We start from the raw sequence: 12,091 nt of genomic DNA on the forward strand, positions 1-12,091 counted from the left end.
CCTAAACGATGGTGACGTCCTGCCGAGCGAGAATCCGTCGCTCCAGCCAGCGGCCGACAAAAACGACCAACAATGCGCCGACGACTCCAGCCACCTTGGCCGACCATTCCGGCAGCTGCGGCAGAATGGCGGTGACGCCGGGATCGGAAAAAATCATTTGCCCGGCAACGTAGCCGAGCAAGCCGGCGCCAAACAGGACGATGGACGGAAAACGCTCCATCCAGTGCAGGATTAGTTGGCTCGACCAGACAATCAGCGGGATGCTGACCGCCAGCCCGAAAAGCAGTAGCACCAAGCTTCCCTGAGCGGCACCGGCGACGCCGATCACGTTGTCCAGGCTCATCACGAAATCGGCGACGACGATGGTTTTGACCGCGCCCCAGAGATTCGCCGAAGACTCGATGTCATGCCCCTCCTCATCCTCCGGCAGCATGAGCTTGACGGCGATCCACACCAACAGCAGGCCGCCAACGAGCTTGAGCCACGGCAGGTTCATGACCAGCGCGGCAAAGATGGTGAGCACGACGCGCAGGCTGACGGCGCCGGCAACGCCCCAGAAAATCCCGGTGCGGCGCTGTTCAGGGGAAAGATTGCGGCAGGCCAAGGCGATGACAACGGCGTTGTCACCGGAGAGCACAATGTCGATCAGGATGATCTGGCCGACAGCGACCCAGAAAACGGCAGAAGTTAAATCAAGTTCCATAAGAACCAAGGCGAAAAAAAGGCGGACACGCGGCCCGCCTTTTTGGTTGAGCTAGGCTTGAATTTTACAGCAAGGCCTTGAGTAGCTTGGCCATTTCGGACGGGTTGCGCGTCACGGTGAAACCACAGGCTTCCATGATTTCCAGCTTGGCATCAGCCGTATCGGCACCACCGGAAATCAAGGCACCAGCATGACCCATGCGCTTGCCGGCCGGCGCGGTGACGCCAGCGATGAAGCCGACGATCGGCTTCTTCATGTTTTCCTTGCACCACATGGCGGCTTCGGCTTCGTCAGGACCGCCGATTTCGCCGATCATGATGACAGCGTCGGTATCCGGATCGTCGTTGAAGGCCTTCATGACATCGATGTGTTTCAGACCGTTGATCGGATCGCCACCGATACCGACAGCAGACGACTGGCCAAGACCGATTTCGGTCAGCTGGCCAACGGCTTCGTAGGTCAGGGTGCCGGAGCGGGAAACCACGCCGATACGACCCTTGCGGTGGATGTGACCCGGCATGATGCCGATCTTCACTTCGTCCGGGGTAATCAGGCCGGGGCAGTTCGGGCCGAGCAGCAGGGTCTTCTTGCCGCCCTTGGCTTCCTTTTCCTTCATCTTGTTGCGCAGGATGAGCATGTCGCGAACAGGAATGCCTTCAGTGATACAGATGGCCAGATCCAGATCGGCTTCAACGGCTTCCCAGATCGCGGCAGCGGCGCCCGGGGGCGGCACGTAGATGACGGAAACGGTCGCACCGGTGGTCTGGGCAGCTTCCTTGACGGAACCGAAAATAGGAATACCGAAGATGCTTTCGCCAGCCTTCTTCGGGTTCACGCCAGCAACGAAGCATTCCTTGCCGTTAGCGTATTCCTGGCACTTTTCCGTATGGAACTGACCGGTCTTGCCGGTGATGCCCTGGGTGATGATGCGGGTGTTCTTATTGATGAAAATGGACATTCAATAGCTCCTTACTTGACCGCAGCGACGATCTTGGTGGCGGCTTCGGCCATGGAATCGGCAGAGATGATGGGCAGACCGGAATCCTTGAGGATCTTCTTGCCCAAATCTTCGTTGGTACCCTTCATGCGAACAACGAGGGGCACGCTCAGGTGGGTCAGCTTGGCTGCAGCAACAACGCCTTCGGCAATCGTGTCGCACTTCATGATGCCGCCGAAGATGTTGACCAGGATGCCCTTGACCTTCGGGTTCTTGAGCATGATCTTGAAGGCTTCGGTCACCTTCTCGGTCGTGGCGCCACCGCCGACGTCGAGGAAGTTGGCCGGCTCGGCACCGAACAGCTTGATGGTGTCCATGGTGGCCATGGCCAGACCGGCACCGTTCACCAGGCAGCCGATGTTGCCGTCGAGCGAGATGTAGGCCAGATCGAACTGGGAGGCTTCGACTTCGTCCGGATCTTCTTCGTCCAGGTCGCGCATGGCGACGATTTCCTGCTGACGATACAGCGCATTGGAGTCGAAATTGAACTTGGCGTCGATGGCCTTGACGGTACCGTCGGTTTCGTGGATCAGCGGATTGATTTCGGCCAGCGAAGCATCCGTTTCCATGTAGCAGGTGTAGAGCTTCTTGAGCGTGTCGATGCACTGCGGAATCGAGGCTTCCTGCATGCCCATGCCCTTGGCCAGGGTCATGCCCTGCTCGTCGGTCAGGCCAACCAGCGGATTGACGAAGACCTTGACGATCTTTTCCGGGGTCTTGTGGGCGACTTCTTCGATATCCATGCCGCCCTCGTAGGAGGCCATGATGGCGACGGACTGCGTGGCGCGATCAGTCAGCGCTGCAACGTAGTACTCGTGCTGGATGTCGGCACCTTCTTCGATCAGCAGGTGACGAACCTTCTGGCCTTCCGGACCGGTTTGATGCGTGATCAGCTGCATGCCAAGAATCTGGTTGGCGTACTCGCGCACTTTTTCCAGCGAAGTTGCGACCTTGACGCCGCCGCCTTTGCCACGGCCACCAGCGTGAATCTGGGCTTTGACGACCCAGACCTTGCCGCCCAGGGTTTCAGCTGCCTTGACTGCGTCTTCGACGGTCGTGCAGTGAATCCCGCGCGGAACCGTAACGCCGAATTTTTTCAGGAGTTGTTTGCCCTGATATTCGTGAATTTTCATGCGCTTTCCTTGCGTTTAGTTGAGTTGCGAGCAATGAGCAGTGGCCGAAACTTCCCCCGACCCCACCCGGTTATACCGGCTTGAACTCAAAATCTTACCACATAGCCCTAAAAACTTTGCAGGCCGAAATTCATAATTATGGGATTGATTCCGTCGCCACAACCACCTTGCGCAACAAGGGCAGCAGCATCGCAGCAGCGAGTAGCAGACTGAGCGCGGCGCCCAGCCAGAAACCGGCGACGCCAAGTGGCGTTGACCAGCGGTAGCAGAGCCAGGCGCCACCGAGCAGGCCGATCCCCCAGAAGCAGAAAATCTGCACCAGCATCGGCACGAAAGTCACCCGGTAGGCCCGCAAAACGTGGCCGGCGATGGTCTGCAGCGCATCGAAAAACTGATAGATGGCGACATAGATGATCAGGCTCATGGCCACGGCACGTACGTCCGGATCATCGGTATAAGCGGCGACCAGCGGTTCGGCCATGAGCCAGAGCAGCAGACCGACGACGGATGACGAGGCGCCGGCCAGGATCAGCCCGGCGCGGATTGTCGCCCTCGCCCGCACCCCATCGTGTGCGCCGACCGCCTGACCAACGGCGACCATGGTGGCAATACCAAGCGACAGGGGCATCATGTAGATCAGCGCTGACAGGTTGGCGACGATGCGATGGCCGGCAACCACCGTCGCCCCGAGCGAGGCGACGAACAGGGCAATCAACGTAAACGAGGTAATTTCGACCAGATTGGACAAGCCCATCGGCACCCCAATGCGGAGTAGTTCGCGCCAGACAGTCCAGTTCGGCGACTGCCAGTTGGAAAAAGGCCGATAACGCTGGCCGAGCGGCCCGAAGGCGAGATAGGCGGCGCCGCTGATGCAGGCCAGCCAGCCGATCAGAATATTGGACAAGGCACAGCCGGCGACGCCGAGTGGTGCGCCGAGCCAGCCCTGCAGAGCGAAGCCCCAAGCCAGCAGGGCGTGCAAGGCTAGGCTGAACAGGCCGATGCCCATGAGCACCCGCGGCTTGCCCAGCGCATTGCAGAAAGCCCAGAACGTCCGGTAGAACAGGGCCGCCGGCAGGCTCCAGGCGAGCAGGGCCAGGTATTCGCGAACCTTGGCGTCGACCGCCGCATCCATGTCGGCCATGCCGAGCACGGCGCCGGGATGGGTCAGGAACAGGATGCCCGGCACGGCGAGCAATATGGCCAGCCAGAAACCCTGTTGGAGAACGCCGGCAACTTCGTCATCGCGCCCGGCGCCATGCAGGTGGGCGACGACCGGCGACACCGCTTGCAGAATGCCGACCAGCGCGAAGACGACCGAAACGTGGATGCCGCCGCCAATCGCCACGGCAGCCAGATCGAGCGAGCTGACATGGCCAAGCACGGCGGTATCGACCACCATCATGCCAATGGAGGACAACTGGGCGATCAGGATGGGAAGGGCGTGGGCAATCAGGCCACGCGCCGCGGCGCGAAACATGGGGCAGGATTGTCGCATAACGCGGCCAGCCGGCCCCGCCAGCTGGTTTCCACGGTCAACCGGAAAAATGGGCCAAAATTAAAAACGGACGTAGTTGATCTGCCTCAAGCGCCCTCCCCGGCTGCCACTTCAGAATTTATGGTTCCAGAGGGAGAGAACAATGAGCCTGGGCCTGCACGCCATAGAAAATGCCAGCCGCGACGAAATCGTCGCCCTGCAAACCGAGCGCCTGAAATGGACGCTGAACCACGTTTACCAGAACGTGCCGTATTACAAAGCCAAGTTCGACGCGGCCGGGGTGCATCCGGACGACCTGAAATCGCTGGCCGATCTCAACAAATTCCCGTTCACCACCAAGCAGGACCTGCGCGACAACTACCCGTACAACATGTTCGCCGTGCCGCGCGAAAAGGTCGCCCGCATTCACGCCTCAAGCGGCACGACCGGCAAGCCGACCGTCGTCGGCTACACGCAGAAGGACATCGATACCTGGGCCGACCTGATCGCCCGCTCGATCTACGCATCGGGCGGCCGGCCCGGCGACATCGTCCATGTTGCCTACGGCTACGGCCTGTTCACCGGCGGCCTGGGCGCCCATTACGGCGCCGAGAAGCTGGGCTGCACGGTGATCCCGATGTCGGGCGGACAAACCGAAAAGCAGGTTCAGCTGATCTGTGACTTCAAGCCGAGCATCATCATGGTGACGCCGTCTTACATGCTCAACATCGCCGACGAGTTCCGTCGCCAGGGCATCGACCCGCGCAGCACTGCGCTGCGCATCGGCATCCACGGCGCCGAACCGTGGACCGACGCCATGCGCGGCGAGATTGAAAACGCCTTCGACATCGACGCCATTGACATCTATGGCCTGTCCGAAGTGATCGGCCCGGGCGTCGCCAACGAATGCGCCGAAAGCAAGGACGGTCCGGTCATCTGGGAAGACCATTTCTACCCGGAAATCATCGACCCGGTCACCGGTGAAGTGCTGCCCGAAGGCAGCCAGGGCGAACTGGTGTTCACCTCGCTGACCAAGGAAGCGATGCCGGTCATCCGCTACCGCACGCGCGACCTGACCCGTCTGCTCGCCCCGACCTCGCGCTCGATGCGCCGCATCGGCAAGATCACCGGGCGCTCGGACGACATGCTGATCATCCGCGGCGTCAATGTCTTCCCGTCGCAGATCGAAGAGCTGATCCTCAAGCAACCCAAGCTGTCGCCGCACTACGTCATCGAAGTCAGCCGCGACGGCCATCTCGACTCGATGAAGGTCAATGTCGAATTGAAGCGCGAGTTCCAGTTTGCCAGCGGCGCCGAGAAGGAGTTCGTCGCGCACGACCTGCAGCACCACATCAAATCCTACATCGGCATCTCGGCCAAGATCGACATCGTCGAAGAAGGCGGCGTCGAGCGTTCGATCGGCAAGGCCAGACGGGTTATCGACAAGCGACCGAAGTAAGGTTTTCGGTGTCATCCCCGCGGTCTCGACACACCCGGGACTCCGCTTCGCGGCGGGCGAAGCGGGGATCTGCGCCCTTAAACGATGCAGGCACTCAGGGTGCCGACGCCGTCCACGCCACCCTCCAGCACATCGCCGCGAACCAGCGGACCAACGCCAGCCGGCGTTCCGGTGTAGATCAGATCGCCGGCCTCCAGGCGAACCATCGTGGACAGGTTGGCGATGATTTCAGCGACCTTCCACATCATCGCCGACAGGTCGCCGTCCTGACGCAGCTGACCATTCACCCTCAGCCAGATGCGGCCGGCGGCGGGATGTCCGCTGACTGCCACCGGGCAAATCGGCCCGGCCACCGCCGACTGATCGAAACCCTTGCTCATGTCCCACGGGTGGCTCTTTTCCTTGGCCTTCGCCTGCATGTCACGCCGCGTCAGGTCGAGGCCGACGGAGTAGCCGAAAATCAGGCTATTTGCCGTGTCGACCGCAACATTCGCCCCACCCGCCCCGAGGGCAACGACCATTTCGACTTCGTGATGGAGGTTGTTGGTCAGCGGCGGATAGGCGACGTTGATTTCCCCCTCACCACCAACCACCGCATCGCCCGGCTTGGTAAAGAAAAACGGCGGCTCGCGCCCCTCGGCCTGATCGATCGCCCCCATCTCGCGTGCGTGGTCGGCATAGTTGCGGCCGACGCAAAATATCCGGCGAACCGGAAAGCGCTGCTCGCTCCCGGCAATCGGCAAGGTGGCGAATGGATGCGGCGGGAAGGCGAGGTTCATGGGATGGCTCCACGGTCGATGTTCGGGGCTGAAAGTGTGCAACATTTCACCCGCTCCCGGCCAGCCCGGTGATAAAGTTTCGCCACCCGAAAACCAATTGACATAGAACACCGGATGATCGTTTCACGACTGCTGCGCCACGGACTGCTGAGCATGGCAATTATCTCGGGCACGGCGAGCGCCGTCGGACTCGGCGAAATCAACCTTCATTCACGCATCGGCGAGGCCCTGCGCGCCGACATCCCGGTCATCTTCGGCGGTGAATCCCTCGATGTTGCCTGTTTCACGCTCGGTCCCATTCCCGGCGCCGACCTGCCGGTCGTCACCAGCGCCCGGACCCGGCTGGTGCGTATCGGCCAGGATTACCGGCTGATTCTCACCGGCAGCAAGGCCATCGACGAGCCAATCCTCCTCATCAACCTGCGCGCTGGCTGCGGCATGGATGTGCAACGCGAATATGTGCTGCTGCCAGCCCCGCCAACCTCTGTCGGGGACATCGAGCCGCCGGCCGAGGTTGCGGCGCCTTTGCCGCGCGCAGTCCAGCCCCGTCGCCCCCAGGCCGAGCGCTTCAGCGCGAACGCAACTACCGACAACGCGTCGCCAGACCAGCCAGCCGCCAAACCCCGCCAGGAACGCGCCCAGCCAAGAGCCACAGCGAAGGTTAAGAAACCGCTGGCGCGCGACACGCTGGCCGGCATGGCCAGCAACAAGGACCGGGTTGTCCTCGGCGCCGCCCTCGACGAACTGCCGCCCCCCGGCGCCGGCGATCCACTTGCCCCCGTCAATGAGCTCGACGAGCGCCTGCTCAAGATGGAGACGACGCTGCATTTGCTCAATCAGGAAGTGGACAAACTGAATACCGCCGTGACCCTGGGCGCCGAATCGCGTGCGGTGCAGGAAAAGTTGCAGGACATGCAGGCGCAACCGGCAACGCCCGGCATCCTGCCCAGCGTCCAGACGACCGCCACGCAAGCCCCGACCCGTAGCGCAGCCAGCCGCGACGGCTGGCTCGAATTGCTGATCGGCCTTCTGCTCGGTGGCAGCGTGTCAGCCGGCGTCGCCCATCTGGTCAGCCGCCGGCACGACAAATCACGCAGCTTCGATGCCCCACCGCCGCGCATCGCCAAACCACGCCAGCCGGCATCGGCTTGACCGGGCAGAAACCGGGGCGAACAGGCCTCGCTTTGTCGTTCCATGCCGCCAGCCATCATTGCCACGGTCAACCGGAATTTTTGGCCAAATTTGAAAAAGGGTTTTGCCGCTTTCCCGGCAAAACCGTGAACCGCCTAGACCGGGTTATCCACATCGACGAATTCGCAGGCAATGCCAAACTGCTGCGCCAGATGCCCGGCCAGCGCCTGCACCCCGTAGCGCTCGGTAGCATGATGCCCGGCCGCCAGATAAGCCACGCCGCTCTCGCGGGCCAGGTGCACGGTCTGTTCCGAAATTTCGCCGGACATGAAGGCATCGACACCGAGCGCGATGGCCTGTTCGAAATAGCCCTGCGCCCCGCCTGAGCACCAGCCGATCCGTCGAATCGGTCGGGCACCGTCACCGATCACCATCGGCTCCCGCCCGAGAACCGCCGCCACTTTCACCACCAGCGCCGTCAAGGCACAAGGCTCGGCTAGCGTTCCCAGCCAGGCGATATCCTGCTCGCCAAAACGGCCGTCCGGAATCCAGCCGAGCCGGCTGGCCAACTGGGCGTTGTTGCCGAGCTCCGGGTGGGCGTCGAGCGGCAGGTGATAGGCCAGCAGGTTGATGTCGTGTGCCAGCAACGTCGCCAGCCGCTTGCGTCGAATACCAGTAACCCGGCCATCCTCGCCTTTCCAGAAATAGCCGTGGTGCACGAGAATGGCATCGGCCTGGCGCTCAACCGCCGCGTCGAGCAGCGCCTGGCTGGCCGTTACGCCGGCCACGATGCGGGTGATCTCCGAACTGCCTTCCACTTGCAGGCCGTTTGGGCAATAATCCCGGAACTTTCCGGGCATCAACAGCCCGTCCAGATACTCCAACAATTCTTCACGTTTCATCGAGACAATTTCCATGCAGAGGTTGTGGCTGATTTTTGCACAAACGGTCACCGTTGCGCTGGCCATTCTGTTCGTCGTCACCACCCTGAAACCGGAGTGGCTACCGCAGCGGCAGGCCGTCCTGGCTGTGCAGGAAGCACCGGCCAGCAGCGACGACGGCAAAGTCGCGCCGACCGGCTCGTATCGCGACGCCGCCCGCGCCGCGCTGCCTTCTGTTGTCCACATCTACACCACCCAGGAAATCAAGCAGCAACGTCACCCGCTGTTCGACGACCCGATTTTCCGCCACTTTTTCGGCGAGCGCCCGGAAGGTCAGCCGCAGCGCAACTCAGGCCTCGGCTCCGGCGTCATCGTCAGCCCGAACGGCTACATCCTGACCAATTACCACGTCATCGACGGTGCCGACGACATCCAGGTTTCGCTCAACGACAGCAAGACCTACAAGGCCAAGATCGTCGGCAGCGACCCGGAATCCGATCTCGCCATCCTGCAGATCAAGGCTGACAAACTGCCGGCCATTACCTTCGGCCAGCTCGACAACCTGCGCGTCGGCGATGTCGTGCTCGCCATCGGCAACCCCTTCGGTGTCGGCCAGACGGTGACCATGGGCATCGTTTCGGCCCTCGGCCGCTCGCATCTCGGCATCAACACCTTCGAGAACTTCATCCAGACCGATGCTGCAATCAACCCCGGCAACTCCGGCGGCGCGCTGATCGACGTCAATGGCAATCTGGTCGGCATCAATTCCGCCATCTACTCGCGCACCGGCGGCTCACTCGGCATCGGCTTCGCCATCCCGGTTTCCAGCGCCCGCAGCATCATGGAACAGATCATCCGGACCGGCGCCGTGACGCGCGGCTGGATCGGCGTCGAGGCCCAGGAAATCACGCCCGAACTGGCCGAGTCGTTCGGCCTGCCCGACAACGAAGGCGCCCTGATCGCCGGCGTCGTGCGCGGCAGCCCGGCCGACACGGCCGGCATCCGTCCCGGCGATGTCCTGCTTTCGGTTGGCGGCAAGGCCGTCAAGGATCCGCAGGTCATGCTCGACCTGATTGCCGCCCTGACCCCGGACGACCGCTCGGCTTTCCGCCTGCGTCGCGACAAGACCATTGTCGAAGTGCAGGTCAAAATCGGCAAACGCCCGGCCATGCGCGCCGAAAAAGAGTAAGCCATGTGCCAGTTGCTCGGGGTGAATGAACACCTGCAACACGCTCTGAGGGGTGTGTAAAATTTGCCAATTACTTGGCATGAATTGCAATGTGCCGACCGACATCTGCTTTTCATTCAGCGGATTCCAGGCCCGGGGCGGCGCCACGGATGTTCATTCGGATGGCTGGGGCATTGCCTTTTTTGAAGGCAAAGGCACCCGCCTGTTCCTTGACCCCCAGCCGTCGAGCACCTCGCCGGTGGCCGAACTGGTCCGCCACTATCCGATTCGCTCGAAGAACGTCATTGCCCATATTCGCAAGGCAACGCAGGGGGCCGTGGGTCTGGAAAATACCCATCCGTTCATGCGCGAACTGTGGGGCCGTTACTGGATTTTCGCCCACAACGGCAACCTCTTCGATTTCATGCCGCAACTCGATGGCAGTTTCGTTCCGGTCGGCCTGACCGACAGCGAACGCGCTTTCTGCTGGCTGTTGCAGGAGTTGCGCCGGCGCTTCGGAAACCATGTACCGGAACGCAGCGCGCTGTTCGATGCCGTCCATGAACTGACGCTGAAAATTGCGCAGCATGGTGAATTCAATTTCCTGCTCTCGAATGGCGACTGCCTGTTTGCCCACGCTTCGACCAAACTGAGCCATATCGTGCGCAAGGCGCCGTTCGCCCAGGCCCACCTGATGGACCAGGACATCACGGTCGACTTCAGCGATGTCACCTCGCCGGATGACCGCGTCGCCGTCATCGCGACATTGCCGCTGACCGACAATGAGGCCTGGATCGACATGCTGCCGGGAACGCTGTGGTGGTTCGAAGAAGGGGCGCCGGTCAAGACCTTGCCGACGCGACCGGGGCCGGTGAAAAAGGCCTGATCAGTCCTTGGACAAGTTGCGGAACTCTTCTTCCGCCTTGTCCAATTCACTTTCCATTTTTGCGTCATTTTCCGGGTTGACCGTGAGGGTCACCTCCATCGGTGCCTGACGAGAGACCAGCCGCGAGGCCAGGATGCCCAACTCGTAAAGCAGGCACATCGGGATGGCCAGTGCCAACTGGGAAACGACATCCGGCGGCGTCACCACGGCAGCCACCACGAAGGCGCCGACGATGAAGTAGGAGCGCCACTCCTTGAGCTTTTCGACGGTCACGACGTTGAGTTTGACCAGCATCACGAGCGCCACCGGCACCTCGAAAGCAAGGCCAAAAGCCAGGAACATGGTCATCACGAAGGACAGGTAAGCCTCAATGTCTGGCGCAGGCGTAATGCTCTTCGGCGCAAAGCTGCTGATGAAACTGAACACCTGCCCGAACACAAAGAAGTAACAGAAAGCCATGCCGGACACGAACAGGAAGGTGCTGGAAATGATCAGCGGAATCCCCAACCGCTTTTCGTGGGCATACAGGCCGGGGGCGATAAAACCCCAAACCTGGAAAAGAATGAATGGCAAGGCCAGCACGAAGGCAACCATGGCCGTCACCTTGAGCGGCACCATGAACGGCGTGATGACGCCGATGGCGACCATCTTGGTGCCTTCCGGCAAGGCTCTCGTCAGCGGCGCGGCGAGGATATCGTAGATTTCCCCCGGCCCCGGATAGATGCACAGGACACCGAGCACGACCGCAATGGCGATCAGGCTGCGAATCAGGCGATCACGCAGCTCAACCAGATGAGAGATAAAGGAGTCTTCCTGGGGTTCGCTCATGCCGCCGGCTTGCCAATGGTTTCAGCGACCGGCAGGGTTTCGCTCAGCGAGGCAGCGGTCGATTGCAATTCGGCCACAGCTTCCTGCGCCGGCGCCTCGATCGCGCTGCGCGCAGTTTGATATTCGTTGCGCACGGAGCTTTCCAGTTCGCGTGCTGAATCGGCGACCTGGGACTGCAACTTTCTCAACTCGTCAAGCTGCACTTCGCGGCTGATGTCGGATTTCACATCGTTAACGTAACGCTGGGCGCGGCCGAGCAGGTGCCCGAGCGTGCGTGCCACCTTGGGCAGGCGCTCGGGGCCGATAACGATCAGCGCCACAATGCCGATCACCATCAATTCGGAAAAGCCGATATCGAACATGATTTGAAAGTCGTATCAAGGAACGGGAGATATCCCGTCCGAAAGATCAGGACTTGGTCTTTTCCTTGACTTCGACGTCGATGGTCTGACCGCCCACCTGCTGGGTCGGCTGCGCGGCATCGGCCGGCTTGTCGCCCGCCGTTGCATCCTTCATGCCGTCCTTGAAACCCTTGACTGCACCGCCCAGATCCTGCCCGACATTGCGCAGCTTCTTTGTACCGAAGATAAGCATGACGATGACCAGAACGATCAGCCAGTGCCAAATGGAAAAACTGCCCATGATTTGTCTC

General features: G+C 61.3%; 13 protein-coding genes. 4 read left to right on the forward strand and 9 right to left on the reverse strand.

Features of this window, described 5'->3' with window-relative positions:
* Position 1: 1 nt before the first annotated feature.
* The 4 genes from WBK19_RS13725 to WBK19_RS13740 all read right to left on the reverse strand — a co-directional run bounded on the left by WBK19_RS13725 (position 2) and on the right by WBK19_RS13740 (position 4,310).
* Positions 2 to 703, reverse strand: a complete 702-nt coding sequence (locus tag WBK19_RS13725) for a TerC family protein (protein ID WP_511290627.1) — start codon at positions 701 to 703, stop codon at positions 2 to 4.
* Positions 704 to 767: 64 nt separating this feature from the next.
* Entirely contained in the window at positions 768 to 1,661 is an 894-nt protein-coding gene (gene sucD / locus WBK19_RS13730; protein WP_511290629.1) for a succinate--CoA ligase subunit alpha, read from the reverse strand.
* 11 nt (positions 1,662 to 1,672) lie between these two features.
* Positions 1,673 to 2,833: an ADP-forming succinate--CoA ligase subunit beta gene (sucC, locus tag WBK19_RS13735; protein WP_511290631.1), complete on the reverse strand. Its 1,161-nt coding sequence runs from the start codon at positions 2,831 to 2,833 to the stop codon at positions 1,673 to 1,675.
* Between the two features lie 136 nt (positions 2,834 to 2,969).
* On the reverse strand, positions 2,970 to 4,310 hold the full coding sequence (locus tag WBK19_RS13740) for an MATE family efflux transporter (RefSeq protein WP_511290633.1): 1,341 nt from the start codon (positions 4,308 to 4,310) through the stop codon (positions 2,970 to 2,972).
* 160 nt (positions 4,311 to 4,470) lie between these two features.
* Between WBK19_RS13740 and paaK the strand changes: the two genes are divergently transcribed.
* Complete coding sequence (gene paaK, locus WBK19_RS13745; RefSeq protein ID WP_511290635.1) at positions 4,471 to 5,766, forward strand: phenylacetate--CoA ligase PaaK; 1,296 nt, start codon at positions 4,471 to 4,473, stop codon at positions 5,764 to 5,766.
* Positions 5,767 to 5,843: 77 nt separating this feature from the next.
* On the opposite strand, the gene WBK19_RS13750 is transcribed toward paaK, so the two are convergent.
* Positions 5,844 to 6,545: a fumarylacetoacetate hydrolase family protein gene (locus WBK19_RS13750; protein ID WP_511290637.1), complete on the reverse strand. Its 702-nt coding sequence runs from the start codon at positions 6,543 to 6,545 to the stop codon at positions 5,844 to 5,846.
* Between the two features lie 114 nt (positions 6,546 to 6,659).
* On the opposite strand from WBK19_RS13750, the gene WBK19_RS13755 reads away from it, so the two are divergent.
* The gene (locus WBK19_RS13755) at positions 6,660 to 7,697 is read left to right on the forward strand and encodes a type IV pilus assembly protein FimV (RefSeq protein ID WP_511290639.1); all 1,038 of its coding nucleotides are present in this window, start codon (positions 6,660 to 6,662) and stop codon (positions 7,695 to 7,697) included.
* A gap of 134 nt (positions 7,698 to 7,831) precedes the next feature.
* Here the strand turns inward: WBK19_RS13755 and WBK19_RS13760 are convergent, their stop codons facing one another.
* Positions 7,832 to 8,578, reverse strand: coding sequence for a Nif3-like dinuclear metal center hexameric protein (locus tag WBK19_RS13760; protein ID WP_511290641.1), 747 nt, complete (start codon positions 8,576 to 8,578; stop codon positions 7,832 to 7,834).
* A gap of 13 nt (positions 8,579 to 8,591) precedes the next feature.
* Between WBK19_RS13760 and WBK19_RS13765 the strand changes: the two genes are divergently transcribed.
* Positions 8,592 to 9,746 (forward strand): Do family serine endopeptidase, encoded by a 1,155-nt coding sequence (locus WBK19_RS13765; RefSeq protein ID WP_511290643.1) that lies wholly within the window; start codon positions 8,592 to 8,594, stop codon positions 9,744 to 9,746.
* 61 nt (positions 9,747 to 9,807) lie between these two features.
* Positions 9,808 to 10,611 (forward strand): class II glutamine amidotransferase, encoded by an 804-nt coding sequence (locus WBK19_RS13770; RefSeq protein WP_511290910.1) that lies wholly within the window; start codon positions 9,808 to 9,810, stop codon positions 10,609 to 10,611.
* Here the strand turns inward: WBK19_RS13770 and tatC are convergent, their stop codons facing one another.
* The 3 genes from tatC to tatA are packed head-to-tail and all read right to left on the reverse strand — an operon-like array spanning position 10,612 to position 12,081.
* Positions 10,612 to 11,439, reverse strand: a complete 828-nt coding sequence (gene tatC, locus WBK19_RS13775) for a twin-arginine translocase subunit TatC (RefSeq protein ID WP_511290644.1) — start codon at positions 11,437 to 11,439, stop codon at positions 10,612 to 10,614. It abuts the gene before it with no gap.
* Positions 11,436 to 11,801 (reverse strand): Sec-independent protein translocase protein TatB, encoded by a 366-nt coding sequence (tatB, locus tag WBK19_RS13780; protein ID WP_511290646.1) that lies wholly within the window; start codon positions 11,799 to 11,801, stop codon positions 11,436 to 11,438. Before tatB ends, tatC begins: the two co-directional genes overlap by 4 nt.
* 46 nt (positions 11,802 to 11,847) lie before the next feature.
* Entirely contained in the window at positions 11,848 to 12,081 is a 234-nt protein-coding gene (gene tatA, locus WBK19_RS13785; RefSeq protein ID WP_226401454.1) for a Sec-independent protein translocase subunit TatA, read from the reverse strand.
* Positions 12,082 to 12,091: the final 10 nt, after the last annotated feature.

Source organism: Azonexus sp., assembly GCF_049652925.1.
GTDB lineage: Bacteria > Pseudomonadota > Gammaproteobacteria > Burkholderiales > Rhodocyclaceae > Azonexus.

What these genes read in the sequence shown, in the direction of transcription:
- WBK19_RS13725 (WP_511290627.1), bottom strand. Translation starts at nt 703, where the DNA reads ATGGAACTTGATTTAACTTCTGCCGTTTTCTGGGTCGCTGTCGGCCAG.
- sucD (WP_511290629.1), bottom strand. Translation starts at nt 1,661, where the DNA reads ATGTCCATTTTCATCAATAAGAACACCCGCATCATCACCCAGGGCATC.
- sucC (WP_511290631.1), bottom strand. Translation starts at nt 2,833, where the DNA reads ATGAAAATTCACGAATATCAGGGCAAACAACTCCTGAAAAAATTCGGC.
- WBK19_RS13740 (WP_511290633.1), bottom strand. Translation starts at nt 4,310, where the DNA reads ATGTTTCGCGCCGCGGCGCGTGGCCTGATTGCCCACGCCCTTCCCATC.
- paaK (WP_511290635.1), top strand. Translation starts at nt 4,471, where the DNA reads ATGAGCCTGGGCCTGCACGCCATAGAAAATGCCAGCCGCGACGAAATC.
- WBK19_RS13750 (WP_511290637.1), bottom strand. Translation starts at nt 6,545, where the DNA reads ATGAACCTCGCCTTCCCGCCGCATCCATTCGCCACCTTGCCGATTGCC.
- WBK19_RS13755 (WP_511290639.1), top strand. Translation starts at nt 6,660, where the DNA reads ATGATCGTTTCACGACTGCTGCGCCACGGACTGCTGAGCATGGCAATT.
- WBK19_RS13760 (WP_511290641.1), bottom strand. Translation starts at nt 8,578, where the DNA reads ATGAAACGTGAAGAATTGTTGGAGTATCTGGACGGGCTGTTGATGCCC.
- WBK19_RS13765 (WP_511290643.1), top strand. Translation starts at nt 8,592, where the DNA reads ATGCAGAGGTTGTGGCTGATTTTTGCACAAACGGTCACCGTTGCGCTG.
- tatC (WP_511290644.1), bottom strand. Translation starts at nt 11,439, where the DNA reads ATGAGCGAACCCCAGGAAGACTCCTTTATCTCTCATCTGGTTGAGCTG.
- tatB (WP_511290646.1), bottom strand. Translation starts at nt 11,801, where the DNA reads ATGTTCGATATCGGCTTTTCCGAATTGATGGTGATCGGCATTGTGGCG.
- tatA (WP_226401454.1), bottom strand. Translation starts at nt 12,081, where the DNA reads ATGGGCAGTTTTTCCATTTGGCACTGGCTGATCGTTCTGGTCATCGTC.